Below are 25,458 nucleotides of genomic sequence, written 5' to 3' on the forward strand. Positions count from 1 at the left end.
GAGGGCCGCACTCGCCATGACCTTCGATCGCGTCGCCATCGTCGAGGCCTCGCTCGATGCGTACCTCGCTCAGGCGGCTGCCCCGCCGACTCAGCTCCGCGGAGACGCCCCGCTGCGCAAAGGGAGTGGGCTGACCGCCCGCAAGGCGATCGAGCTGTTCGAGGACCAGCTCGTCTCGCGCCAGCTGGACGTGGCAGCCCGCGAGCTCAAGAAGACCAACCGCAGCTTCTACACCATCAGCAGCGCCGGCCACGAGAACAACGTCGTGGTTGGGGCCCAGCTGCGGATCAACGACCCGGCCTTCCTGCACTATCGGTCAGGCGCGCTGATGATGGCGCGAGCGCGCCAGCTGCCTGGCAGCACGCCGGCCTTCGACTCGCTGCTCGGCATCGTCGCCAGCAGCGACGACCCGATTGCGCAGGGACGGCACAAGGTGTGGGGCAGCCGCCCGCTCTGGGTCCCGCCGCAGACGTCGACCATCGCGAGCCATCTGCCCAAGGCGATGGGACTCGCCTTCAGCCTGGCCCGTGCGCGACGACTCGGCGTGGCGACCGATCTCCCTGACGACGCGATCGTGCTCTGCTCGTTCGGTGACGCCACCATCAACCACGCCACCGCGCTGGCGGCGATCAACACCGCGCGCTACGCGGTGCGACTCGGACTGCCCATGCCGATCCTGTTCGTATGCGAGGACAACGAGACCGGCATCAGCGTGCCAACTCCCGAGGGCTGGATCGCGTCGAGCTTCGGCCACCTCGAGCACCTGCGCTACGACCTGGCCGAGGGAGAGATCGACGAGGTCTGGGACACCGTCGCGGAGGTGGTGCGGTTCGTGCGCAGAGCCCGGCGACCCGCCTTCCTGCACCTGCGCACGGTCCGGCTGTGGGGCCATGCCGGCAGCGACGCCGAGCAGTCATATCGGTCCGCGGAAGAGATCGCCGAGAATGAGTCGCGGGATCCGCTGCTGCGCAACGCCCGTCGGTTGATCGAGACGGGCGCGGCGACGCCGGGGCAGCTCCAGTCGATGGTGGCGGACACCCGCGAGCGCGTGATGGCGGCCGCCGAGGAGGCCACGCGCCGACCGCGACTGGAGACGACCGAAGAGGTCGTCGCTCCGATGGCGCCATACCACCCGGTTCGCATCGTGGGGCGCGCGGCCAAGCCGCTGCTGGATCCCGAGGCACGCTTCGAGCTGCATGGCGGCACGCTGCCCGAGGATGCCCTGATTCCGACTGCGCGGACGCTGGCCGGATGCCTGAACGCCGCACTGGCCGACGAGCTGGGACGGCGGCCGGAGCTGATCCTGTTCGGGGAGGATGTCGGGCGCAAGGGCGGCGTCTACAACGTCACCAACGGCCTCCAGCGCCGATTCGGGACCGGTCGCGTCTTCGACACCCTGCTGGACGAGACCTCGATCCTGGGTATCGCCCAGGGCGCGGCGCACATCGGTCTCCTGCCGATCGCCGAGATCCAGTACCTGGCCTACCTCCACAACGCCCTCGATCAGCTGCGGGGCGAGGCGGCGACCCTCCAGTTCTTCAGCTCGGGTCAGTTCCGCAATCCGATGGTGGTCCGCGTCCCCGGGCTCGGCTATCAGAAGGGCTTCGGTGGCCACTTCCACAACGACAACAGCGTCGGCGCCCTGCGCGACATCCCCGGACTGGTGGTGGCCGTCCCGGCGCGTGGGGACGATGCGGCTCGGATGCTGCGTGGCGCCGTCGCCATGGCGGCCGAGGACGGACGGGTGGTGGTCTTCCTGGAGCCGATCGCGCTGTACCACGAGAAGGACCTCGAGACCGATGGCGATGGTGGCTGGCTGACCGACTACCCCCCGCCGCCTTCCGCACTGCTCCCCGGGGAGGTCGGCATCTACGGCCCGCTGGACACCGGCACCGCCGACCTGCTGATCGTCAGCTACGGCAACGGCCTGCGCCTGTCGCTGCAGGCGGCGCGGCGGCTGCGTGAGCAGCACGAGATCGCGGCCAGGGTGCTTGACATCCGCTGGCTGAATCCGCTCCCCCACCAGGCGATCCGCGAACAGGCAGCGGCCATCGGCGCGGTCCTGGTGGTCGACGAGTGCCGCCGCACCGGCGGCGGCGTGGCAGACGCGATCATTGCGGACCTTGCCGAAGCCGGCATCGGGAGTCGTCTGTGGTCGGTCCGCGCGGTCGACAGCTTCGTCCCGCTCGGCTCGGCCACCAGTGCGGTGCTGATCGGAACCGACCAGGTCGTGGCCGGGGCGCTGACCACGGTCAGCGGCCGGCTGCACGCATGACCCAACGGGCCGTACTCGCCTGCCCTGGGCGCGGCTCGTATGCCGCGGCCTCGCTCGGCTCACTGCAGCCGGCTCACCCCTGGGTCCTGCGCGCCGAGCAGCTCCGCGCCGGCTACGGCCTCGAGCCACTGCTGGACCTGGACCGCTCGGATCGCTTCGACCCGACGCGCCACCTCCAGCCGATCCACGCCTCGCCGCTGATCTTCCTGGTCTCGATGCTGGATGCCGAGGCGGCCGTGGAGGACCACCGGGTCACCGCGGTCATTGGAAACTCGCTCGGCTGGTACACGGCCCTGGCCGCGGCCGGAGCGCTGCCCTTTGATGACGCATTTCGGCTCGTCCAGGAGATGGCCATCCTGCAGCAGGAGCCATTGCCGAGCGGGGGTCCGGGCGGACAGGTGATCTACCCGCTGGCGGACGCGGCCTGGCGCCCCGACCCGCAGCTCCAGGCCGCGGTCGACGCCGCCCTCAGTGATCCGGCGGTGAATGGCGATGGACACGTGCACGAGAGCATCGACCTGGGTGCGTACGCCGTCCTGGCCGGCGATGAGGCCGGCGTGGCACGTCTGCTCGGCCGGCTCGCGCCGGTGCGCGTCGGCGAGAGGATGTTCCCGCTCCGCCTCTCCCAGCATGGGCCGTACCACACCCCGCTGGTTGCGCACGTGGCAGAGGCTGCGCGTGATCAGCTCGGCGACCTGGACTGGCGGGCACCCTCGGCGACCATCATCGACGGGCGGGGCATCCGCTGGACGCCATGGTCCACGGACCCTGCTGCGCTCCGCGACTACACCCTCGGGGAGCAGGTGACGACTCCCTTCCGTTTTGCCGTCAGCGTCCGCGTCGCATTGCGCGAGGAGGCGCCCGACGTGCTGGTGCTGCCCGGACCTGGCAACTCGCTGGGGGGCATCTGCGGGCAGCTCGTCGTGGCCGAGGGCTACCGAGGCATCCGCTCGCGCGAGGATTTCGAGGCCGTGCAGCGCTCGGAGGCACCCGTCGTCCTGAGCATGCATCGCTGACCGATGCCCGAGCCCGACGCCAGCGGGTTCGTCTCGCTCCCCTCGCCGATCGACCTTGCCCTGACGATGGGGCCGATCGCCCATGGTCGGGGCGACCCGACGATCCGCCTTGGGCCGGACGGCATCTGGCGCGCCACACGCACGCCGGAGGGGGCCGCGACGATACGGCTGCACGCCGTCGAGGGTGGTGTCGAGGTCTCGGCATGGGGTCCGGGAGCGGCGAGCGCGGTCGCCGGAGCGGCCGACCTGGTCGGCGCCAATGATGACCCGAGCGCGATGGTCCCGGAGCACCGGCTGATCCGCGAGCTGGTGCACCGCTTTTCCGGCCTGCGACTGCCGCGCACCAACCGCCCGTTCGAGGCACTGCTGCCCGCGATCTGCGAGCAGAAGGTAGCCGGCGTCGAGGCGCGAGCGGCATTCCGGGGGATTATCGCCAGCCACGGCGAGCCCGCGCCCGGCCCATCTGGCCTTCGCCTCCCGCCACCCGCGTCAGCGCTCGCCGCACTCCCCTACTTCGCGTTCCATCGCTTCGGCCTTGAACGGCGCCGCGCCGACCTCATCCGCACAACCGCGTCGTTGGCGCGGCGCCTCGAGACAGCGACGCCGGCCGAGGCGTATGCCCGGCTCGGAGCGGTGCCGGGGATCGGTCCATGGACCCTGGCCGAGGTGGGCCGCATCGCCTTCGGAGACCCCGACGCAATCAGCGTCGGTGACTACCACCTTCCGAACGTGGTGGCCTGGGCGCTCGCGCGTGAGCCGCGCGCCGATGACGCCCGCATGCTCGAGCTCCTCGAGCCATACCGGGGACAGCGCGGACGCGTCCAGCGCCTCCTCGAGGCGAGCGGGATCCACGCGCCGCGCTACGCACCGCGAATGGCGCCGCAGAGCATCGCAGGGATCTGAGGGACTAAGGTGGCGTCCCCGGCAGGATTCGAACCTGCGACCCGCTGCTTAGAAGGCAGCCGCTCTGGTCCACTGAGCTACGGGGACGGGTCCCGGGCGATCAGTCTACGCAGGACTTAGCCGGCTTCGGGCACGCCCTTTCGCTTCGCGGCGCGCGCGGCCGCGTCACGATACCGCCCGTGGGCCTCGGCCTCATCAACTTCGGCGAACGCGGTCTCGGTCTCGGTGTCCGCAACGTCAACGAGCGTCGATTCGACCGTCAGTTTCGCTGCCTTTGCCGTCTTTGCCGCGGATGTCTCGGCGAGCGTCGCGGCTGCCAAAGCTGCCTTCGACGCCTTCGCGGTGGCGATCGCCGCGTCGGCTGCTTCCTGAGCGGCGGCCGCCGCAGCCTGGGCGGCGAGCCTGCCTCGGCGGGCGACTGCGACCGTTCGCTCGGCCGAGCGCCATTGCTTGAGCGCCTCGGGCGCGGTCTGGTTCTCGTATCCCTGTTCGCTCATCGGAAAACACCTCCCTCCTCGACAGATTGCCTGCGGGACCGATGGCTCGGGCCATCTCGCGAACGTCGGACCGGTCCCGCTAGGCACGATCCTAAGCGTGCATTGGTAGACTGCGCGCGATATGGCAGACGACCGAATCATAGCCCCGGTGCAGCTTCAACCGACCCAGATCGAGACCGATCAGCAGCTGCTGCGCGACGAGGACCTGCTCAACGAGGAGCATCTTCGTCGGATGGACCAGGTGCTCCTGCGGCGCAACCTGGACCACGCGCGCATGTTCAGCCGCAAGCTCTCACTCGAGCTCCAGCAGTTCGTGCACCTCTACACCCCGGAGGCCAACGAACTGCGGCGGCGAATCGAGAAGTACATGGTCATGGAGCGCTTGATCGAACGCGAGATGGCGCGTCGCCACAGCTACTAGACACTGCTTTTGTGGACATCCGCACGCTACAGATGCCTCGATGTGGACAACTTGGTGCGCCCTCGCACCAGCGCCGCTTCGCCGATCGCGAGAGGCCATCCGCGTCGCCCTGACGCAATCGCCGCCCAATTCAACCAGAGCGGGTCAGCCCGGCATCAGGGGGACTGCCACGCCCTCCATCGGCTGCACCGGCACGGACAGGACGGCTCGCACCCAACCCGAGAGCCTGGGCATCTCGAACAGGCTGAAGGTCAGCCCCCGCGCCGCGAACTGTTCGTTATCCCAGCCATTGAACTCGCGGCGAGCGGCAACGGCACACATTTCGTCATACAGCTCGGGCCAGCCGACCGGCTTGCGGTCGTGGCAGAAGCGGATGAATTCAGCGACATCGGGAGGGGGCGGATCGGCGGGGGGATCTCCCGGCGTCGGTCGCGCGGACGACGGCATGGACCGCTGCGACATGGTTCGGCAAGCCTCCGAATGGCGAGGTGTAGAAGGTTTCCCATACGGGACCGATGATTGCGACCGACCGAGGATAGGCGTCGGCGCCGAATGGTACGGGCCCCAACCGACCTTGCGAAGGGGGTCTGTCCACCAACTTATCCACATTCGTTTCCACACGAGGGGCCTCAGGTGGACATGCGCCGGTTGGACGGTGGAAAGGTCTGTCCTGGGGCGTGGTAGGTTGGCGGGGTGGAGATCGGCGTGGTGGTCCCGCAGGGCTGGACCGGCGAATACGACGGCTGGGATGCTCGACGCGCATGGGAGCGGACGCTGGCGGTCACGCGCCAGGCAGAGCGCCTCGGCTTCGAATCGATCTGGGTCTTCGATCACTTCCAGACGGAGCCGGAGCCGACCGATGAGCTGACCTTCGAGTCCTTCACCACACTCGCCGCCCTGGCCGCCTCGACCGATCGCGTGCGGCTGGGGCACGTCGTGATCTGCACCCCGTATCGCAACCCCGCCCTGACGGCGAAGATGATCGGCACGTTGGACGTGATCAGTGGCGGCCGGATGGAGCTGGGGATCGGCGCCGGCTGGAAGGAGGACGAGTGGCGGGCCTACGGCTACGGCTTCCCCGACACCAAGACGCGCCTGGCCACCCTCGCCGACCACCTCGAGGTGATCACCCGCATGCTCGCGCCCGGCCGGGCGACATTTACGGGCACGTACGCCTCGGTCACCGATGCCATCAATGTCCCACGCGGCCTCCAGGAGCCACGCGTGCCGGTCATGGTCGGCGGCAACGGCCCGAACGTGACCTGGCGCCTGGCTGCCCGCTTCGCAGATGAGCTCAACCTCGACTGGCTGACGCCCGACGAGGTGCGCGAGGCCAAGCCGATCATCGCCTCGCGGTGCGAAGAGATCGGCCGCGATCCTTCGACCTTGCGCCTGTCGGTGAATATCAGCCGCTACGTCCTGAAGGACGCCGGACCTTCGCGCATCGAGCTGCTGGCTGGCTATCGCGAGCTCGGCCTCCATCGGGTGATGGGCCTCATCCAGGAGACCGCCGCCAGCGACGAGCCGCTCGAGTTGTTGGCCGCCGACGCCGCGGCTGCTGGGTCCGTCCTTTCGCCGAGCTGAGGGCGTGCGGTACCGCGCGCGGTCACCTTCCCCTGCGGAACTGATGGCAGCCAGGAGAATTCCCGCTCGCGGATGCTCAGCGACATCCTGCTGGATGGCATGGTGATCGGTTCGGGAGTGGAAATGGCCTGAGCGCGACTGGTCGAGCGCGAACACCCGTCGGTTCGTGTTGTCGCGCTAAGCGCTCGCCGAGCGGTGGTGCGTCGCGTCGACGCTTTGCCCGGCGGAGGGATTGCGCGATGAGCGCGTCTGGCGCTTAATGGCCGCCGACCTCGTCCCTCGCCTGCCAGTGGGAGAAACCATGCGTCGCTTGATCCCTGCCCTTCTTGCTGCGTTGGTGCTCAGCCCATAGACGACCTTCGAGCCGACCTCGATCGCCTCGACGTTCGAGGACGTGATCGTGCAGAAGTCACCGGCGAGGCCCTTGTACTCCGAGCACTCCTTCGTCACCTGGAGATCACCGCTTGTCCGGGGAGGGGGTGAGGCCTGCCATGGAGTCATCCTTCCAGCTTGCGTCCCTCGGGAATCCGAAGGTGCAGCAAGTATGCGTACCCGCTGTTCGGCGAGTCAACGGGAGGGAGGCCTACGGTCGCCGTCAACGCGCACCCGGCCCGATGGCAGCCTTGCGGCGGGCGCGTAGCGGCGGCTTACTGGCACCGCGGCACAGGTCGCGGCAGCATCGCTGGGTCAACCTCGAGCTCGTCCGCATCGATGACGGGCAGAGCGCGGTCGACGTGCCCGTCGGGATGATCGTCTCGCACGCGTCGTGCGAACGGCTCGCGCGCGCGCTCGAAGCATATGTCGACCCGCGGCGGTTCTGCGTTGGCTCGGCAACCTGGTGGCGTTAGCTGTCTGTGTCTTGTGTTCGCTGCGGAAGGACTGCGTCACCGTGGGACCTGAGGAGCTCGACCGACTGCTCGCCGCTCAGCAACCCCGTCGCGACGATACGCTCGACTGTCTCGCGATAGCTCGTCGACTGCTCGAGCTCGGCGACCGCTTCGTCGTCTTCCCAGAAGGTGACCACCGCGCGGTCGGCGGCGGTGCCGGCGAAGACGACGCCAAGAAAGCCTCGTTGTAGGCGGAACATCGGCAGCGACTGCTCCTGCGCGAAGCCTTCGTATTCGTCAACGCGTTCTGCGTCTATTTGCGTGCGCCAGATGCGGACGATCACCGCTTGCTCCTTCGGTTGGGCCGCTCGCTCGCCTCGGTCGCCGTCGTTCGCCGCCGCGGCGATGGCGAGCTTCGTTCCACAATGACGCCAACGACGAGGCAGCCGGCGGCCAGTGGCCGCTGAAGCTCCTCACGCCGTCAACGTCGCCCCGGACCGGTAGAAGCCTACGACGGCGAACGCACCTCCTCACCTGCGTCCGGCGACGAGGATGCTCTCCCCCGAACCCTGCAGCCTGCCATCGGCCCCCACGAACTGGGCGTTCGCCTCGGCCACTGCTCCCCACACCTCCGACTTGCGCTCGGGGCTTTCGTCGGCCAGGAGGTTGTTGATCGGCGCTGCGACCTCCTGGAGGAAGCGCATGTACTCGTCGAGCGAGTCGAACTCGTACCGCACCAGAAGAGTCTCCGTGTGCACATCGGCGAATCCGGCCGCTCGGAACCGGCCCGCCAACTCGTCCCCATCTGCCAGGCTGAACATCCCTGGCGTTCCTGGTGCCGGCGCCGGCAGCTCCAGCACCCGGGCGACGGCCCCGAAGGCTACGGTGGCCACCGGGTACCGATCGGGAGGCCCCCACACGGACGCGACGAAGCGGCCGCCAGGCACGAGGAACCGCCGGATGCCGACCAAGGCCCGGTCGACGTCCGGGAGGAACATGAGCCCGAACCGGCACAGGACTGCGTCGAAGCTACTCTCGGGCAGGTCCAGCGCCTCCGCGTCCATCTCGTGGAACTCGACGTTCCCCAGGCGGAGCTCCGAGGCGCGCTCCCGGGCCACCTCGAGCATTCCGGGCGAGATGTCGGTCCCCACGACCCTGCCGGCGGGACCGACCACGCGGGCGGCGGTGAGCGCCGGCTCCCCGATGCCGGTGGCGATGTCCAAGACGTGGTGTCCTGCCCGGATCGCCGCGAGCTCGACGAGGCGATCTCCGACGGGCCCTAGCGCAGCCTCCAGGGGCTGCCACCACTTCCGCCAGCCCGCGGCGGCCTCAGTCCAGTCCCGGCGCTGGCCGAACTTGTATGCGGCCGCGTCGAATGTCTGGGTGCTCATGCCCGTTCCTCCTCCCCCCTACATGTGCTCGACCCACTGGTCAGCGAGCGCTGAGCTCGATCGTTCGATCGGTCTTCGGCATCGCCGTGGCCTTGGTCATGAGCCACCCCAACGGCTAGCACACTTGGCAGCTCGGCCGATCACACGTCCACGGCGCGCGCTGGGCGATTGAAGCATGCGACCGTGTCACCGCTCATCGCGCGAGAGCCTAGCACTCGAATGGCCTCTATTTTCAGCGGTAAAGGAGCGGGGTTCCTGCGCCAAGCTCCTCACTGTCAAGCCGCACGGGTCAACGGAACTGTAAGTACGGCAACGGGCCGGGGTCGCCTGCATTGGACTGAGAAGGTGATCGTTACGTCGCCCGATGCAGATGTCGCGATCGACTCGATGACCCCGCTCGCCTGGAGGTCCCGCAGGAAGGAATTCTTCCCAAAGCCGGCCTGACTCAGGACGGCGGCAGCCACACTTCGTCGCCGCGGCGAACCCGGCCGGGGAGCTCGACCGTGGCGTACACGCCCACGTTCACTTTGTTGTGGCGCGCCGCGGCCCGCAGGATGCCGGGGTCCTTCGGCAGATCGTCCTGCGCGATGGTCGTCATGACGCAGCGTTGACACGGCTTGGTGATCCGCAGACGGACCTCGTCGCCGATCGCCAAGGATCGCCCGACCCACGCATTCTCGATGAAGCCGGCTTGGCCGTCGGTCGGAGCGACGACCACGTTCGGTCGGAAGCGGCGGACCTCGAAGCGACCCTCCGGGTAGAGCTGGCGGAGCCGGTCGAGCGTGGCGGTCGTCAGCAGGTGGACGATGCCGACGTCGAAGAAGGTGCCGGGCGGCATCGCCTCCTCGGTCAGCGCGTCCCGGTGATCGAGGCCTTCCATGTCGGGCCAGTACTCCTCGAGGCTCGGCGCCTCTGGCGCGGAGCGGTCGAGGGCCACGTCTCGGCCGAGGTCGGTCGAGAGGACCTGGTCAACATCGGGGTCGTCGCTGCGGATGATCCGACCGTCCGGCAGCGTGATCCGCACCGCTGGCAGGCCGTCGGTGCCGGCTGGCGGCTCGACGTACGTCGCTCGATAGGCGAGCAGCGTCGGCCACTTGCGCGGGAACTTCGCACTGGCGACCTTGCCGGTCTCGCGATCGACGAGGGCGTACCGCCGGTCGCCCAGCAGGCCACGGTCGGTCACCTCACCGGCGTTGAGCTGCTCCCCCATCATCGATTTCACGGGATAGCGCCACAGCGCCACCACGGTCGCGACGGCGTCAGCAGGCATATCCATCCCTCCGAGTCTGGACCTTGTCCCCGCTCAGAGCCGCAACGCTGCGAGTCGGCCGCGTGTGAGCGGATCGACAGGTCCGACGGCCACTATACCGATCGGGCGCCCTACCGGTTGCGGGACTCCGGCCGTGGTGCGACGCAAGCTGGACCGTCGGCCATCGGCAGCGCCGTCGGACGACCTTTGGGAGGATCACCATTGCCGGCGGCCGAATCGTCGGGGTGGAACTGACTCCTGAGGCACGGCGCCACGGGCTGGCGCTCTCAGGAATCGCACACGTCCGCTCCCTCGGGGGGAGCGGCGGCCCGGGCCTCATCCCCTACCCTGCGACCAGGCTTCCTACCAGTACCCGCTTACAGCGCGTTGGCTTCCATCAGGTCCTTCAGGTTGTCGAGATCGCTCTGAAATTGCCGCCTGGCCATGCTCACGATGAGCGGCTCGGCTAGCTTGAAGAAGCCGCCCGGCTCCAGCTCCACGGTCGTGTTGACTCGAGTGCCGCCTTCGATCTGCTCGAAGGTCGCTGAACCCTTGATGGGAAACGGTCCCGACTTGCTCTGCCACGTGTATTTCCGGTTGGGCTCGAACTCGGTGACCTCCGATTCACTTTCGATGCGCCGACCAAAAAGCTTGCCGACGAAGCGCCGTTGTGCCGACGCCCATGGGGCCGGGCGAGGTCTGCTTGGCCTCCAGCGCGGCCGATGACCACTTCGGGCTGTTCTCGACGTTGCCGATCACTGCGAAGACGTCTTCTACAGGTCGCTTGATCGTGGTGCTGACGTCGAATGTTGCCATGACTCGATCCTCCAATCTCCTCCAGGGATGGGGAAGCTTCGCGCTTACGACCCTCACCGTTATACACCTCGCCTGAGCGACGTCCGCCGCTCGACGACAGGGCGACTTGTAGAGACCGGCGCCGTCCTGCCTTCGTCCTACTCGCCGGCGCCAAGACGACGAGATATGGTGCCGCGGCCTCACGTTGTGCCACATGCTGTGGCGTCGCTGCGAGGTGTAGCCGAGGCACAAGACCGTAGCGGTGCGAACGGGTGAACGGGCTCAGATAAGGGCTCAGACGACACCGTATCGGACCGCTTGCGGCCCGATTTGAGCACGGATCGGTCTGATCAACCGTACTGGTACCGCATACCGGAATCGCGGGAAGCCTCCGGTGGAGTCCGACTGAGTACGGTTGTTACGGTGGGTTCCGGCCAGTCCCGGTCGTTTCCGGCCGGCTTGAGGGTACGACTGAGGGTACAAATCCGGCGCCACGCCTAGGAGCGTCGCTGCGGCATGTCGCCTGACGTGAGTTGGATGGCCCCGTCTTCCCATGATCCTCTCAGGACCGAGCCGTACACCTGGGGGCATGACTACGAACGAGCAGGCGCCGCAGATGGTGGCGACCCGGGAAACAGACTCATTCCATCCCGTGCCGCAGTGGAGGGCACGGTGGTCGGTGCTGGTTGTGGCCTCGCTCACGAGCGCGCTTGTGGCCGGCGCATCGTCCGCTGCCCTCGCCGCAGCGCTCTTGACGACCGAGGCCTCGTCGGCGTCATCGTCCGTTGCCGCGGGCGGTACCGTTCTGGCGGCCACGGAGGACACGTCCACGACCGAGGCGACAATCTCAGGGGTGGTCGCTGATGCCAGCAATGCGGTGGTCACCGTCGAGGTTTCGTCGACGAGCTTCCGTGGCACCGCCACCGGTTCGGGCTCGGGCTTCGTCATCAGCGCGGATGGGCTGATCGTGACGAGCGCGCATGTCGTCGACGGAGCCAGCACGGTAACCGTGATCTTCAACGACGAGACCCAGACGACCGCCACGGTGGTAGCGAGCGACGGCGACCACGACGTTGCCCTACTCGATGTGGATGAAACTGGCTTGCCAACCCTGAGCCTTGCGGAGGGCCTGCCCGATGTCGGATCCGTTGTGATCTCGATGGGAACGGCGCTCGGCCAATATCCCGGCACTGTGAACGTCGGTGTGGTCAGCGGCCTCGACCGCGAGATAACCGCCTCCGCCGGCACACCATTCGATACCGAAACCTTGACCGGTGTGATCCAGACCGATGCAGCGCTGAACTCCGGCATGTCAGGCGGACCGTTGCTTGACGCGACCGGGGATGTCGTCGGCGTGAATACAGCCGTCGCGGAAGGCGCGCAAGGCGTGGCCTTCGCTGTCCCGGCGAGTGTCGTCGTGGACCTCGTCGCGCAATTTGCCGCAGATTGACGGGGTCCGCAAGCCAGCCTAAGGCGTAACGGTCGCATGGCGCGGCGCGCGCGGCGCATTCCAAGGACACTCTCAGAATCGGCCGCTATCAGTTATGTTGGCCGGCCGCTGTGCTTCCCCCCAGCACGGCGGCCGGCGCCACGAAGCCGTATCAAGGATCCTGAGCGATGCACCTTCTCGTGGTCGAGGACGATCGCCGTCTAGGCCGTCTCCTGCAGCGGCTCCTCCGCGAGGAGCGGCACCTGGTTGAGCTGACCGCCTCTGGAGAGGAAGCCCTCGAGATCGCTGAGGCAGGCGATGGCATCGACGCGATGGTGCTGGACATCGGCCTGCCAGACATGCCCGGAACCGAGGTCGCTCGCCGGCTGCGAGCCGCCGGCTCCAACCTGCCGATCATCATGCTCACGGCACGCGACGCGCTGGAAGATCGGGTCGGCGGCCTGGATGCCGGTGCCGACGACTACCTGGTCAAGCCGTTCGCTTTCGAGGAGCTTTCCGCGCGAATACGTGCCCTCGGGCGGCGCAACGCGAGCCGGCGCGAAGCAGACTCGCGCATCTCAAATGGTTCGATCGTGCTCGACGAGGGCCTCCGACAGGTTCTCGTCGGAGGGCGACAAGTGGAACTCAGCCGACGCGAGTTCACATTGCTTGAGACCCTGCTGCGGCATCCTGGCCAGGTCATGACCCGCGATCAGCTGCTCGACGCAGCGTGGCCATTCGGTGAATTCCTGACTCACAACACGGTGGACACCTACGTCCACTACCTTCGGACGAAACTCGGCCAGGAGGGCTCTCGGATCCAGACGGTGCGAGGCGTCGGTTATCGCATGGCTCGGGCCTGATGCGCGCAGGTGCCGGCCACACCCGCGACTCTGGACTGCTGCGTGGTGTGCGCTGGCGCTTGGTGGCGTGGAGCGCTGGCTCCACGCTGCTGCTGCTCGTCACTCTGGGGACCGCCCTCTACCTCAGTGTCAACGCCTCCCTCTCCGCATCCGGGACAGCCCAACTCGAGCAACGTGCCGCCGTGCTCACAGGCGTCCTCCGCGGGCAGCCGCCAGGACCGGTCCTCGATGGATCGGACGACAGCCCGTTCGGTCGGCCAATTCTGGGCGGTCCGGCGTCGGGAACCCTTGCCGTCATAGTCGGCGAGCGGGGCCAGATCGTCGGACCACGGCCTCAGGACTCCACCGATCTGCCGGTGGCCCAAGGCGTCGACTGCGCCCTTACCGACGGCAGGGATCTGCGAGATGCCACCATTGGTGGCACGCCAGTGAGGGTCCTCAGCGAATCGGTAACGGTTGATGGCGACGCCTACGTGGTCCAGGTCATCCAGGATCGCTCGGCGGAAGTGCGGACCCTTAATGCGTTGCTGACGGTGCTGGTGGCCGGCGGGCTGGCGGTCCTTGCGGTCGCGACCGCCTTTGGCTTCCTGTACGCCGGGCGAGCGCTGGTGCCGATCCGGGAGTCTCTCCGCCGACAACGCGAGTTCGCAGCGGATGCCAGCCACGAGTTGCGGACTCCGCTGACCGTGCTCCAGACGAGCTTGGAATACCTCCTGCGTCACCCGGAGAAACGGGTAAGGGAGGCCACCGACGTCGTCAACGACATGCGGGGCGAGATCGGACAGCTGACGGCGCTTGTCGATGACCTCCTGCTCCTGGCCCGCAGCGACTCCGGTACGGTCACGCTCAGATCGGAACGCTTCGACCTATCGGAAGTTGCCGACGAAGCGCTGCAGGGCCTGCGGACTCTGGCGGCCGAGCGCAACGTTGCCCTCCGCCTTGATGCCGCGCCGGTCATCGTCGAGGGCGACCCGCAGCGACTCCGTCAGCTGGCCGCGATCCTCGCCGGCAACGCGATCAGCCACAGCCCCAGCGGCACCACGGTCAGCGTGACGGTAGCGGGCGACTCCTCCGCTCACCTGTCGGTCGAGGATGAGGGCGCGGGAATTCGTGACGAGGATCTTCCGCACGTCTTCGATCGCTTCTGGCGAGCGACCGACGCCCCACCGGGCGGCACCGGCCTCGGGCTGTCGATCGCGAAGTGGATCGCCGAGCACCACCGGGGATCCCTCGAGGTCAGCAACCGGCCCCAGGGTGGTGGCGCCAGATTCGAATTACGCCTGCCACGTCACTAGCCTCTGGCAGTGCTCAATCCCATGACCCTCTCAGCATGAGTCCTTAGAACTGAGGGGTGGCCTGAACAGGGCGGAGTTGGTCCACTCCACATGCCGCGGAAGGGACGGAACCGTGTCATCCAATCCACTCCCCTCGGTCATCACAAGACGAGACATTGCCCGGCTGCGGATTCTCGCCGAGCTCAACGCCGCCGGACCGCTCGACTTCGTCGCGCTGGTGCGCAAGCTTGGACGCGACCCCGCGTTTGAGAGCGAGATGCCACTGGCCACCCTATTGCGGAGCCTAGAGGCGGAGGGTCTGGTCAGCACGACCGGGGGCCGTCCCCGCCGGTACTGCCTCCGCCTGGTAGGGCGTATCGAGCTCCACGCTTTGATCCAGGCGGCGAGCGTCGAACTGGCGCGGAAACTCTCCCGCACCGGCCCGCTAGCCCCAGGCCAGCACGCGGCGCAGAGCTCACCGGAACCCGGACTCGATGCACGCCGCCACGCGAACCCCACGTCCCCCCTTTCCGCCTTGGGATCCGCACATCCGCCCCGTGCGCCTCCGCCGGCAACCTCCGAGACATCTTCATGGGTTCGAGAGGCGTGGGCAATACCCACGCCTCTCACGGCTGTCTCTTCGAAAACTCCCATGCGTTTCCAATGCTCGGGCGTAAGGCTGGTTTCGCATGACCAGCCACACGACCTCCGGCGTTCCCGAGCCGCGGACTGCCATTCCGGACGCACTGCGCCGTGCCGGATCGCGTCTTTCGGCGCCGCCCCTGCCAACAGGGTGGATGCGACTGATTCCTCGGACTCGCGATGCCGCGTGGGTCACCCCTGCGCTGGCCCTCGTCCTGGCAGGAACCGGAGTGCTGTACCTGTGGGGGCTGGATGCATCGGGCTGGGCGAACGCCTACTACTCCGCTGCTGCCCAGGCAGGCTCGGAGAACTGGCTGGCGATGCTGTTCGGGGCGCTGGACGCTGGAAACGCGATCAGCATCGACAAGACCCCCGCTTCGGTGTGGGTCATGGCCCTCAGCGTCCGGATGTTCGGCATGAGCTCGTGGAGCGTGCTCGCGCCCCAAGCGCTGATGGGCGTCGGCTCCGTTTGGCTCCTGTATCTGACCGTCCGGCGAAGTTTCGGTCCGATCGCCGGGCTCGTAGCCGGCACCTTCCTCGCCCTTACCCCGGTGGCGGTTCTCATGTTCCGGTTCAACAACCCGGACGCTTTGCTCGTCCTCCTGCTGGTCGGATCGGTCTACGCCACCACGCGAGCGCTGGAGACCGCTTCGACCCGCTGGCTGGTCGCGGCTGGAGTGGCGGTCGGGCTCGCATTCCTGACAAAGATGCTGCAGGGCTTCCTGATCGTCCCCGCCCTGGCCGGCGTCTATCTCGTAGCCGCTCCAACCACCCTCCGACGCAGGCTGTGGCAGGTCGCTGCCGCAGGCGTAGCAGTTCTGGTCTCGGCCGGCTGGTACATAGCCCTGGTGGAGCTCTTGCCGCCCGACGCACGCCCATATGTTGGTGGATCACAGACGAACAGTCTCATCGAGCTGATGCTCGGCTATAACGGCCTCGGGCGCCTGTCCGGAGATGAGATCGGACGCGTCGGAGGAGGCGGAGGGTTCGGCGCCGGTGCCGGGCTGCTCAGACTGTTCCAAGGCGAAACGGCCACCGAAGCCAGCTGGCTCCTACCGGCGGCGCTGGTGGCGCTGGGCGGCCTGCTGTTGTGGAGGCGCGGCACGCCCCGCACCGACATGGCCCGCGCCCATGTGCTGCTCTGGGGCGGGTGGCTAGTCGGGACCGGATTGGTTTTCAGCCTGATGCAGGGCATCTTCCATGAGTACTACACCGTTGCCTTGGCGCCGGCGATCGCCGCCCTCGTCGGCATCGGGGCCGGAACCGCCTGGCGTCGACGATCGCAAGCGGGGTCACTCATTGTTGCGGCGGCAACCGTCGGCGTGTCGGCGGTTTGGGCTGCCGTCCTGTTGTGGAACAGCCCCAGTTGGATGCCCTGGCTGGCCTGGGCGGTAATCGCCGCCGGTACCTTCGCCGTTGCGGCGTTGCTGCTCGCCATCGTCGATTTCAGGAGGGCGACGCGACGGATCGCCCTTCTTGCATCCCTGGGCGCCCTGCTGCTAGGCCCGGGGGTCGCATCGGTCGCCACCGCCGCCGAGCCGCACACCGGCGCCATCCCAACGGCGGCACCGCGCGCAGAAACTGGGGCCGGCCAGTTCGGTGGCGGCGGAGGCTTCGGGTTCGGCGGAAACGACGGCGGCGCATTCAGCCCGCCAGGTCGTGGGTTCGGCGGCGGCTTCGGCGGTGGTGGTGGCGGGTTGGGCGGCCTCTTGGATGCCGGTGCGGCGGACCCTGAGCTGATCGACCTGTTGGAGACGGACGCCGACGGGTTCCGATGGGCCGCCGCCACGACCGGAGCCAATAACGCCGCCGGCCTGGCGTTGTCAAGTGGGACTTCGGTGTTGAGCATCGGCGGCTTCAACGGGACCGACCCCTACCCCACGCTTGCGCAATTCCAGGCCTATGTGGCCGACGGGGCGATCCACTACTACGTGGCTGGTGGGGACGCAAGTGGATTCCGCGGCGCCAGCGGCGGTTCAGATGTAGCGGCGCAGATCGCGGAGTGGGTCAATACCACGTTCCCGGCGATGACCGTCGGCGGCGTGGCCGTCTACGACCTCACGACTCCGCTCGGATGAGGGCGATTTCCCATGATCCTCCAAGACGGCGCCGTTAGAACTGAACCACGGCACGCAGGCGACCCGTCTGCGCCAGCCCAACGAAAGGGATTCTCATGAGACTTTGGTGGTTTGCGACTGCGGGCCTCGTCCTGGTCGGGCTGGCTGCCGTGGCGTTCGCCGTCCTCGGTCCGACGCTGGCGGGGAGCGAGGAGGTCGAGTATCTGACGTCGACCGTGGCTACCGCGGACGTGACCGACGAAGTGGTGGCGACGGGAACTCTCCAGGCGGCTCGAACCTACACGCTGAGCTTCGGGAGCGAGCCGGTCGTCTCCAACGCCTCGCCGTCGACAACTGGCTCGCCGTCGACGGACGGCAGCACGGATTCTCCGGGCGGCGCGAGTTCGACTGTCACCTGGAACGTCGCGGCCGTCAACGTGGCCCTTGGAGACCACGTCGCCGAGGGTGATGTATTGGCCACCAGCGACACCTCCGACCTCCAAGCCGATATCGCCGTCGCTAGTGCGAAGGTCGATGCCGCCGAGGAACAGGTTGACGCAGCCGACGATGACCTGGCGGTTGCGACCGCCGAGTCCGCGCTGCTCGAGGCTGAGCGCACGCTTGCGCAGCTGCAGGCCGCCAGCGACCACACGAGCTTGGTCGCGCCGGCCGCCGGCACCGTCACCACACTGAACATCGAGGAGGGGACGAGTGCTCCCGACGGGGCGGCGATCGTGATCACCTCTGACGCGCTGGTCGCTACCGGCACCGTCAGCGAGGCCGACGTATCGACGATTGCCGTCGGCCAGGAGGCGACCGTCAGCCTGTCCGCCCTTGACGCCGATGTGAACGGCCAGGTGACCGATGTCGCCCTATCGGGCTCTTCGACCAGCGGCGTGGTCGGATTCGGATTTCTGATCCGCCTCGACGAGGTGCCCGACGGAGCGCGGCCGGGCATGAGCGCCGACATCAGCGTGGTGGCCGCAGAGGCACTCGACGTGCTGGCTGTCCCGAGCGCCGCCATCGATGGGTCAGCGCGTACACGGTCACCGTGCTGGCAGAAGACGGCTCCACCGAGACGCGTCCGGTAGAACTTGGCCTGGTGACCGACGATCTGGCGGAAATCACCGACGGACTGAGTGCCGGCGAGACGGTGGTCACGGGCACCGCGTCCGACCAGCAGACCACGACCAACAACGGCGGCTTCGGCGGACCAGGCGGCTTCGGCGGACCAGGCGGGGGCGGCTTTGTGGCTCCGGGCGGCAACTGATGGGTAGCGCGATCATCTCGCTCCAGAAGGTGAGCCGCATCTACCGGCTGGGGCCGGTCGAGGTGCCGGCGCTCATCGACGCCACCCTGGATGTCGGCGAGGGCGAGTTCGTCGCCATCGTCGGGCCGTCAGGCTCGGGCAAGACGACGATGATGAACATCCTCGGCTGCCTGGACCGGCCGAGCTCCGGCCGCTATCTCTTCGATGGGGTCGCAGTCGACGGACTGACCGATGACCAGCTGGCCATCGTCCGCAGTCGAGGCATCGGCTTCATCTTCCAAAACTACAGCCTCCTGCCGCGGACCACCGCCCTCGAGAACGTGGCGACGCCGCTGCTCTACCAGGGGGTTGCACGGGCGGAGCGGCTGCGCCGCGCGCGAGAGGCGCTCGAGCGCGTCGGCTTGGCGGATCGGCTCAGCCACTACCCCTCCGAGCTGTCGGGAGGACAGCAGCAGCGGGTGGCTGTGGCACGCGCCATCGTGACCGAGCCGCGCATGGTGCTGGCCGATGAGCCGACCGGCAACCTCGACTCGCGTACCGGGGCCGAGGTCATGAGCCTGCTCCACGAGCTGAACGAAGCGGGACGCACGATCGTGCTCATCACCCATGAGCGCGAGGTGGCCGAAGCGGCGGGCCGGCAGATCCACCTGCGAGATGGGCAGGTGGCGGCATGAGCGTCCGCGAGTTGATCGTGCTCTCGCTGCAGCGCATCGGCGCCAACCCGTTGCGGAGCGCACTGACCATGCTCGGCGTGATCATCGGGGTCGCTTCGGTGGTCGCGGTCGTGGCGGTCGGTCAAGGGTCCGGAGTACGCATCAGTAGTTCGATCAGCGCATTGGGCACGAACCTGCTAACGATCAGCGCTGGCGGCCAATTCAACGGATTGGTGCGCGGCGCGGCAGGGAGCGCCAGCACGCTCAGCCTCGAGGATGCCGCGGCGATCGCGGAGCTGGCATCGGTGGCCGCCGTGGCGCCGACCGCAACAACCCAACAGGTGGTTGCCTATGGCGACGAGAACACGACGACCACGATCACGGGCACCACCAGCTCCTACCTCGGTATCCGCGCCTACGAGATCTGGCAGGGATCGTTCCTGAATGAAGCTGCCGAGGACTACTCGCTGCGCGTTGCGGTCCTGGGGGCCGACACCGCTGAGACGCTGGGACTGGACGCGGATGACCTCGGCAGCCAGATCCGCATCGGCGGCCTGCCGTTTACCGTGATTGGCATCCTTCAACCGAAGGGTGGAGTCGGGGGCGCCACCGATGATGTCGTGTTCGTGCCGCTGGCCACCCTGGCGCATCAATTGGTCGGCGGGGACAGCCTGAGCAGCATCAGTGTCAGCGTGGTCGAGGGAAATAGCACGAGCGCAGCGAGCTCCCTGGTCTCGGCCCTGCTGCGGGCACGCCACGGGATCAATGACTCGCAGGACAGCGACTTCAGCGTGGCCAGCCACGATCAGCTGCTGGAGGTGGCCACGTCCGTCTCGGACACGCTGACACTGCTGCTGGTCGCCATCGGCTCGATCTCGCTGGTGGTGGGCGGGATCGGGATCATGAACATCATGCTGGTCAGCGTTCGAGAACGAACGCGAGAGATCGGCATCCGCAAGGCAATCGGTGCCAAGCGCCGCGATGTTCTCGCTCAATTCCTGGTCGAGGCCGTTGTTCTGTCGGTCCTCGGCGGGATTCTGGGCGTGGCCATGGGCGCGCTGGCGTCGTTTGTTATTGGTCAGGTCGCGGGCTGGGGTTTCGTCTTCAGCCTCCCGACCGTCGGCATCGCCCTGGGCTTCAGCGCCCTGATCGGCATCGTCTTCGGAGTCTGGCCGGCGCGCCAAGCAGCCGTGCTCGACCCGATCGTGGCGCTTCGCTACGAGTGAACCAAGAGGAGTACGTAACCATCATGTCAACCAATACCTCTCCGACTGCCGAGCTCTTGGAAAAGAGCCGGCGGCGGCCAACATCACCTCGGATCTTCGCGGCACTCGCTCTTGGCGGCGCCCTCGCCGTCGGCGGGTTGGCCTTCGCCGGCGGCCGCCTGACGGCCCCAGCAGCCGCGGCCTTCCCCGGAGGCGGAGGCGGTCCGGGGCCGGGCGGGTTCCAGGGACCAGGAGGCCAGGGCCCGGGCGGCGGTGGATTCGGGGGCGGCGGGCTTGGGCTGACGGGAACGATCACGTCGCTCGACGCCGACGTGCTCACCCTCCAGACCGCGGACGGCTCCACCATCACCGTCAACCTCTCGGGTGACACGACCTATGCGCGCGAGGACACCGCCACCTCGGATGAGCTGGCCGAAGGCACGGACGTGCGCATCGGGATCGATTTCGGCGATGGAGGCATGTGGGCAGCAATGAGGTGGACGCCAGCTCCGTGACCATCACCGAGCCGCAATGAGAGCGTGGGGGACGACGCCCCTCGAATCAGGGGAGTCAGGTGCACTAGCCATCGAAATACCACCATGGGTGGTATCGGTCGAGAGGCGAATCCCCACACCTTGTGGGTTTGGCTGGGGCGGAAGGATTCGAACCTTCGATCTCCTGATCCAGAGTCAGGCGCCTTACCGCTTGGCCACTCCCCAGTGTTCCGTGCTTGAGCGGCGGTCCTCCGACTGCTGTTTTCCGGAATGTCAGGTGCCCACTCCGGAGACTAGTCAGATGCCCATTCGCCGAATCGGAACGATCAAGTGCCCATTCGACGGATGAGGCTCGCTGCTCGGGGACGATTGTAGCGGAGCGGCGATAAGTCCCAGCTTACGGGGCTGGCCGGGCCGCATAGGCCCGCGCCTCGGCGGCCATCACGCGCCTCGCCGCGCTGATCGTGGCCGACCACGGCGTCTGGACGTCCTTGAGGTTGAGGGGCGGCTGCCAGCGCTGCAGAACAGCTCGCTCGGTCGCGATCAGGCTCGCCGAGCCGACGGCTGACCACACGGCCAGCGCCAGCCGCGAGCGCATCCAGCCTGTCAGCAGCTGGTCATGCTCGGGCGACAGTCCGTAATTGGCGAAGCGCTCGGGACGCGCCGGGTGGCGGGGTATGCCACGCAAGCCCAGGGTGTCGTGAAGCAGCGCGGCGAAGGTGCGGCGCACGGTGGTGAGCACGCGCTGCAGATAAGGGACTAAACCGCCGCGCCGCGGGCGCGAAAGAGCCCGATCCGAGCGTGGATCGGGCCGATGAGGGCGAGACTGGTACCGCATACCGGATGCGCGGAAATCCGCACCACGCGAGCCAACCTGACGCGATTTACGCTCCATGAGCCGCTGTGGTAGGCATGGTGCGATTTCCATAAGGATGCCGATAAGGGTGCTGGGCCCCAGCAGAGGGCTGGCGCTCGCTGCTCATCCACCGGGGCGCACGACCGTACGAGGCGGACCATGTCGGGCGCGAGATCAGGTCGAAGGTCGAGCTTCCTGCATCGCGCCCGCTACCAACGCAGCCACGAAACCGTCGGCTGGCGCAACGCGGAATCACCGGCAGCTAGGACGCCTGCTTGCGCGGCTGCTTGCCGCGGGCCTCACAAAACCTCTTCGACGACGCGATACCAGCGAACGCGGCGCCCGACTCGCTCCCGCGCGCGCCAGCGGAGCGACTTGGGCGCCGCATGGATGGCCGTCTGCAACCCGGCCAGCCGAGCGGCCACCCTATCGTGCGACTGCGAAGTGAGCTTCTGTTGCGGCAGAAATTTCAGCGCGTGGGCCAAGAAGTCAGTCGCGGTGGTGTGCAGGCCCCAGTCTGACGCCGTCAGCGAGACGACCCGGTCGATCTCGATCTGCGCGGGATCGCCCACCACGAGCTCGTGATTGAGAAGGAGCCAGAAGACGTCGATCAGGTCCTTCTCGTTGCGCTCGACGATCTGGAGCTTCTGCAGGAGGAGATCGGCCGGAGGGATCGTGCGTGGCAGGAGCCGCAGCCGGTCGCCAAGGTCGATGGTGTGACAGAACTCCAGCCGTTCGAAGAAGAGGTCCACGTGAAAGCCGTCGGGATGGTAGTAGACCCGGCGCACCGTGCCGAATTGGGTGTTGACGGCGCGGTCCGCTTGATAGCCGAGCCCAAGCACGGCGGCGTCGAGCGCGCGGACCTCACGCTGCCGCCCGACCAGATCGATGTCGTGGTAGACGCGACGCTCGGGATCGAGACCGCCAAGGTCCGGCGACAGGCTGCGCACCGCAAGGCCACCCATCACCCGCAGCGTGGCGCCCTTTTCGGCCGCTGCGGTCAGCAGCGCGTCCGCGTGCGGCCACAACTCCTCGAACCGGCGAGGTTCCTCCCCGCTCATCCGCTGATCAGCATGTAGCCCTTCACGCGGGCCGGCTCGAGATTGACGACGGCCGCCTTCATGATGCCCTCAGCGTACTCCGAGCCCGGATTGAGGGCGACGGTGCGGCCAAGCTTCTGCACGCCCCGTGCTTCGTGGATGTGACCGTGCAGCGACAGGAGTGGCTGGACCTCCTCCACGGCTCGCCGGATCGCCGGTGAGCCGGCCGAGGTCATCATCACCTGCCCGGCCTCGTGCTCGATCTCAAGGTTAGGTTTGAGTGCTGGCGCCTGGTCGATCTTCGTGTTGAACGGCGGGCAATGGAAGTTGAAGATCGCCCCGGTTGGATTTCGGATCTTCTCCACCAGGTCGCGAACTGCGACACGCATGTGCGATTCGGGGTAGTCGCGGGGGCACTCCCAGGGCGTCATCGAGGTGTCGCCCATGCTGACCAGCTCGTGGTGCTCGTCGATCTCGACGACCTGATGGTCAACGTTGCGGGCGTACTCCGCCGCGTTGAGGATCGGATCTACGCTGAGGTCATCGTCGTTGCCGGGGATCACCCAGAGTGGAATCCCGAGTGGCTCCAAGTACTCGCCGGCGAACTGGAGCCATGACTGCAGCCGCTCATTCATCTTCTCCACAAAGAGCGCGTGCAGACGATCCTTGTCGGCGTCAAGGGCCTTCGCCTCGTCGAGCTCGCACACGTGGTCGTAGAAGCCGACTCTCTCGATCTTGGCTTTGAACGCGGCGAGCTCGGCTTCGGTCTCAGCCACCTCGCGGTGGCCGAACAGCCAACCCTCCCATCGGTCTCCCGTCCGGATGATCGGCACAATGGCCTTTCCGGTCAGGTCGCCGGAGACGATGGCGTGCTGGGCCTGATGCTGCTTCGCCGCGGCCATGAACTTCCGCCAGGCCATGGTCGAACCGTGGAAGTCCGCGGCCTGGATGATGCGCAGGAAGCCGGAGCCCGGCGTGTCGGAGCGTTTGAAGAAGAGTGGCATCTCACCTCACGGCAGCTGGGGCTTTGGGGGCCGGGGCGGGCTTGCGCCAGCCCCGGCCACATCGGTCTATCTCCTACGCCGGCGGGATCTCCGCGAAGGTGGCCATGATGTCGAGCCCCTCCTCGCGTTGGCGATACCAGCGCGCGACGGCAAAGATCACCAGGCCGACGATGATGATCGAGACGAAGACCGCCACCGCTGCACCCTGCTGCTCTCCGAAGCCGACCGCCGGCCAGATGAAGGGCGAGGCTACCAGCAGGAGGATGAAGGCAAGGGTCCCGATCCCGACTACGGTCATGCTCGGCAGGCCAAAGATCATGGCCCGCACGTGACCCGCGCCGGTCTCCCACAGCTGGCGCTTGCGGTAGGGATAGACGATGGCGGCTACGATCGGAACGGTCATCGTGATCGCTGCATAGAAGACGAAGTTCAGCTGGACGAAGAGCACGCTGAAGAAGGCGGACGCGAGCACCCCCAACTCAGCGAGCACGGCGATGGTCATGACCGCGTTGCGCGGGCTGCCGGTCTCCGGGTGGACCTCGGCGATCCACTCGGGTACAACCCGATCGAAGGCCCACGCGAACATGATCCGGCTGGCATAGAAGAAGTAGGTCTGCGCCAGGTTGATCAGGGTGTAGATAAAGCCGACCGCCATTAGCAGGAAGAGGAGGACGTTCGGCTGCAGCACGCTGGCGTAGAAGGTCACGAACGGGTTCGCACCCTCCACCCCATTGATGAACAGGTAGCCCTGTGCGGCCATCCAGTCCTGCGGCACGAAGCGCGTGAACAGGAGGACGCCGCCGGTGAAGATCGCCCAGGTCACGGCCAACGATCCCCACGCCCCTGACAGCAGGGTGCGCGGCGCCTCTTTCACCTCACCGGCGAAGAAGGTGGGGATGTAGTAGCCGTAAAAGATCCAGAACCCCATGATCAGCCCGGCGATGGCCGTGTTGCCGAAGCTGGTGTCCAGGACCATCCCGTTCGACTCGGCGGTGGGGATGACCTGGTCGTAGGGCAGCGAGGGAACGGATTGGTTCCAGCCCGACTGGAAGCTCTGCTCACTTCCCGTGCCGAAGGCGAAGAGGATCACCGCCCAGGCCACCAGACCCAAGACGAAGCCGATCCCCATCATGCGGACCACGGTTCGGGTCGGGTAGAAGAGCGTGACCAGCGTGATCAGCACGCCAACGGTCCCGAACACAAGAATGCCCGTGGTGCTGGCACTGAAATCGGCGAGGCTGGTCGCCCATGCAGCGTTGTAGAGGACGCCCGACGCGCGCAGCAGGGCGGGCAGCGCCACGGTTGGGATCCACGCGATGAGGCTGCCCGCTACCAGACCGCTGAACAGCACCAGCGCAAAACTGGCCGGAAACGCTAACCAGGGGGTCAGCGTGCGGCTGGCCAGCGTGTAGTCAGCACCGGCCCGCGGAGCGGCCGCCCCGATCTGGCTGAAGGTGTACGCGTGCATGGCGCACAGCACGGCCGCCAAGGTCAGCACGACCAGGATGTTCGCTCCCGGCCACAGGCCGGGCACCGAATAGAAGGTGAGGATCCCCGACGACGAGAGGGAGATGCAGTGAACGCCGAAGACGAGCGCGCCGCCCACCCCGATCGTGCGGATCAGACCGGACGTCTTCCGCACGAACAGGCGAGGCGCCCCTACCGTGGGCGACATGGTTGTCACGAGTACTTCCTCCTCCTTGCCAGGCGCTT

Annotated in this window: 24 protein-coding genes, 2 tRNA genes and 1 pseudogene; 14 read left to right on the forward strand and 13 right to left on the reverse strand. The window is 67.4% G+C overall.

The genetic code is table 11. From position 1 onward, the window contains the following. The first annotated feature begins 16 nt into the window (after nucleotides 1-16). The 3 genes from WEB29_08095 to WEB29_08105 are packed head-to-tail and all read left to right on the forward strand — an operon-like array spanning nucleotide 17 to nucleotide 4,194. On the forward strand, nucleotides 17-2,275 hold the full coding sequence (locus WEB29_08095) for a thiamine pyrophosphate-dependent enzyme (GenBank protein MEX2136896.1): 2,259 nt from the start codon (nucleotides 17-19) through the stop codon (nucleotides 2,273-2,275). Next, nucleotides 2,272-3,291, forward strand: coding sequence for an ACP S-malonyltransferase (locus tag WEB29_08100; GenBank protein MEX2136897.1), 1,020 nt, complete (start codon nucleotides 2,272-2,274; stop codon nucleotides 3,289-3,291). The genes WEB29_08095 and WEB29_08100 overlap by 4 nt, the downstream gene beginning before the upstream one ends. A gap of 3 nt (nucleotides 3,292-3,294) precedes the next feature. Then, nucleotides 3,295-4,194 carry a DNA-3-methyladenine glycosylase 2 family protein gene (locus tag WEB29_08105; GenBank protein MEX2136898.1) on the forward strand — a complete coding sequence of 300 codons (900 nt, stop codon included), beginning with the start codon at nucleotides 3,295-3,297 and terminating at the stop codon, nucleotides 4,192-4,194. A 10-nt stretch (nucleotides 4,195-4,204) separates the two neighbouring features. Here the strand turns inward: WEB29_08105 and WEB29_08110 are convergent. Together WEB29_08110 and WEB29_08115 are read right to left on the reverse strand one after the other, a co-directional pair. Beyond that, nucleotides 4,205-4,281: transfer RNA gene (locus WEB29_08110), tRNA-Arg, on the reverse strand. Nucleotides 4,282-4,310: 29 nt separating this feature from the next. After that, nucleotides 4,311-4,691 carry a hypothetical protein gene (locus tag WEB29_08115; protein MEX2136899.1) on the reverse strand — a complete coding sequence of 127 codons (381 nt, stop codon included), beginning with the start codon at nucleotides 4,689-4,691 and terminating at the stop codon, nucleotides 4,311-4,313. 148 nt (nucleotides 4,692-4,839) lie between these two features. Here WEB29_08115 and WEB29_08120 point away from each other — a divergent pair, with 148 nt between their 5' ends. Continuing rightward, nucleotides 4,840-5,112, forward strand: a complete 273-nt coding sequence (locus WEB29_08120) for a hypothetical protein (protein ID MEX2136900.1) — start codon at nucleotides 4,840-4,842, stop codon at nucleotides 5,110-5,112. Between the two features lie 144 nt (nucleotides 5,113-5,256). Here WEB29_08120 and WEB29_08125 read toward each other — a convergent pair whose 3' ends face one another. Continuing rightward, nucleotides 5,257-5,574: a hypothetical protein gene (locus WEB29_08125; protein MEX2136901.1), complete on the reverse strand. Its 318-nt coding sequence runs from the start codon at nucleotides 5,572-5,574 to the stop codon at nucleotides 5,257-5,259. A 231-nt stretch (nucleotides 5,575-5,805) separates the two neighbouring features. On the opposite strand from WEB29_08125, the gene WEB29_08130 reads away from it, so the two are divergent. Further along, nucleotides 5,806-6,696 (forward strand): TIGR03560 family F420-dependent LLM class oxidoreductase, encoded by an 891-nt coding sequence (locus WEB29_08130; protein ID MEX2136902.1) that lies wholly within the window; start codon nucleotides 5,806-5,808, stop codon nucleotides 6,694-6,696. 844 nt (nucleotides 6,697-7,540) lie between these two features. On the opposite strand, the gene WEB29_08135 is transcribed toward WEB29_08130, so the two are convergent. From WEB29_08135 to WEB29_08155, 5 genes and pseudogenes are all read right to left on the reverse strand, one after another. Then, nucleotides 7,541-7,867 carry a hypothetical protein gene (locus WEB29_08135; protein ID MEX2136903.1) on the reverse strand — a complete coding sequence of 109 codons (327 nt, stop codon included), beginning with the start codon at nucleotides 7,865-7,867 and terminating at the stop codon, nucleotides 7,541-7,543. 186 nt (nucleotides 7,868-8,053) lie between these two features. Next, complete coding sequence (locus WEB29_08140; GenBank protein MEX2136904.1) at nucleotides 8,054-8,914, reverse strand: methyltransferase domain-containing protein; 861 nt, start codon at nucleotides 8,912-8,914, stop codon at nucleotides 8,054-8,056. Between the two features lie 445 nt (nucleotides 8,915-9,359). Then, nucleotides 9,360-10,184 carry an MOSC N-terminal beta barrel domain-containing protein gene (locus tag WEB29_08145; GenBank protein MEX2136905.1) on the reverse strand — a complete coding sequence of 275 codons (825 nt, stop codon included), beginning with the start codon at nucleotides 10,182-10,184 and terminating at the stop codon, nucleotides 9,360-9,362. A 356-nt stretch (nucleotides 10,185-10,540) separates the two neighbouring features. Further along, nucleotides 10,541-10,831: pseudogene (locus WEB29_08150) on the reverse strand (SRPBCC family protein). After that, on the reverse strand, nucleotides 10,788-11,174 hold the full coding sequence (locus WEB29_08155) for an SRPBCC family protein (GenBank protein ID MEX2136906.1): 387 nt from the start codon (nucleotides 11,172-11,174) through the stop codon (nucleotides 10,788-10,790). The pseudogene WEB29_08150 and the gene WEB29_08155 overlap by 44 nt, the downstream one beginning before the upstream one ends. 637 nt (nucleotides 11,175-11,811) lie before the next feature. Between WEB29_08155 and WEB29_08160 the strand changes: the two genes are divergently transcribed. From WEB29_08160 to WEB29_08200, 9 genes are all read left to right on the forward strand, one after another. Beyond that, entirely contained in the window at nucleotides 11,812-12,408 is a 597-nt protein-coding gene (locus WEB29_08160; protein ID MEX2136907.1) for a trypsin-like peptidase domain-containing protein, read from the forward strand. A 167-nt stretch (nucleotides 12,409-12,575) separates the two neighbouring features. Further along, nucleotides 12,576-13,250, forward strand: a complete 675-nt coding sequence (locus tag WEB29_08165; GenBank protein MEX2136908.1) for a response regulator transcription factor — start codon at nucleotides 12,576-12,578, stop codon at nucleotides 13,248-13,250. After that, complete coding sequence (locus WEB29_08170; GenBank protein MEX2136909.1) at nucleotides 13,250-14,545, forward strand: HAMP domain-containing sensor histidine kinase; 1,296 nt, start codon at nucleotides 13,250-13,252, stop codon at nucleotides 14,543-14,545. The genes WEB29_08165 and WEB29_08170 overlap by 1 nt, the downstream gene beginning before the upstream one ends. Before the next feature lie 776 nt (nucleotides 14,546-15,321). Next, complete coding sequence (locus tag WEB29_08175; protein ID MEX2136910.1) at nucleotides 15,322-17,244, forward strand: glycosyltransferase family 39 protein; 1,923 nt, start codon at nucleotides 15,322-15,324, stop codon at nucleotides 17,242-17,244. A gap of 95 nt (nucleotides 17,245-17,339) precedes the next feature. Then, nucleotides 17,340-18,314, forward strand: a complete 975-nt coding sequence (locus WEB29_08180; GenBank protein ID MEX2136911.1) for an HlyD family efflux transporter periplasmic adaptor subunit — start codon at nucleotides 17,340-17,342, stop codon at nucleotides 18,312-18,314. Between the two features lie 11 nt (nucleotides 18,315-18,325). Continuing rightward, complete coding sequence (locus tag WEB29_08185) at nucleotides 18,326-18,493, forward strand: hypothetical protein (protein ID MEX2136912.1); 168 nt, start codon at nucleotides 18,326-18,328, stop codon at nucleotides 18,491-18,493. Continuing rightward, entirely contained in the window at nucleotides 18,493-19,167 is a 675-nt protein-coding gene (locus tag WEB29_08190; GenBank protein ID MEX2136913.1) for an ABC transporter ATP-binding protein, read from the forward strand. Before WEB29_08185 ends, WEB29_08190 begins: the two co-directional genes overlap by 1 nt. Continuing rightward, nucleotides 19,164-20,372: an ABC transporter permease gene (locus tag WEB29_08195; GenBank protein ID MEX2136914.1), complete on the forward strand. Its 1,209-nt coding sequence runs from the start codon at nucleotides 19,164-19,166 to the stop codon at nucleotides 20,370-20,372. Before WEB29_08190 ends, WEB29_08195 begins: the two co-directional genes overlap by 4 nt. Before the next feature lie 23 nt (nucleotides 20,373-20,395). After that, the gene (locus WEB29_08200) at nucleotides 20,396-20,866 is read left to right on the forward strand and encodes a hypothetical protein (protein ID MEX2136915.1); all 471 of its coding nucleotides are present in this window, start codon (nucleotides 20,396-20,398) and stop codon (nucleotides 20,864-20,866) included. Nucleotides 20,867-20,995: 129 nt separating this feature from the next. On the opposite strand, the gene WEB29_08205 is transcribed toward WEB29_08200, so the two are convergent. The 5 genes from WEB29_08205 to WEB29_08225 form a co-directional block, all read right to left on the reverse strand. Continuing rightward, nucleotides 20,996-21,070 (reverse strand) — tRNA-Gln (locus WEB29_08205). Between the two features lie 172 nt (nucleotides 21,071-21,242). Continuing rightward, nucleotides 21,243-21,587: a GIY-YIG nuclease family protein gene (locus WEB29_08210; GenBank protein ID MEX2136916.1), complete on the reverse strand. Its 345-nt coding sequence runs from the start codon at nucleotides 21,585-21,587 to the stop codon at nucleotides 21,243-21,245. Nucleotides 21,588-22,000: 413 nt separating this feature from the next. Further along, nucleotides 22,001-22,762 carry a hypothetical protein gene (locus tag WEB29_08215; protein ID MEX2136917.1) on the reverse strand — a complete coding sequence of 254 codons (762 nt, stop codon included), beginning with the start codon at nucleotides 22,760-22,762 and terminating at the stop codon, nucleotides 22,001-22,003. Then, nucleotides 22,759-23,745: a metallophosphoesterase gene (locus WEB29_08220; GenBank protein MEX2136918.1), complete on the reverse strand. Its 987-nt coding sequence runs from the start codon at nucleotides 23,743-23,745 to the stop codon at nucleotides 22,759-22,761. The genes WEB29_08215 and WEB29_08220 overlap by 4 nt, the downstream gene beginning before the upstream one ends. Before the next feature lie 73 nt (nucleotides 23,746-23,818). Then, nucleotides 23,819-25,420 carry an APC family permease gene (locus WEB29_08225; GenBank protein MEX2136919.1) on the reverse strand — a complete coding sequence of 534 codons (1,602 nt, stop codon included), beginning with the start codon at nucleotides 25,418-25,420 and terminating at the stop codon, nucleotides 23,819-23,821. Nucleotides 25,421-25,458: the final 38 nt, after the last annotated feature.

Source organism: Chloroflexota bacterium, from assembly GCA_040902225.1.
Classification (GTDB): Bacteria; Chloroflexota; Limnocylindria; order QHBO01; family QHBO01; genus CF-167.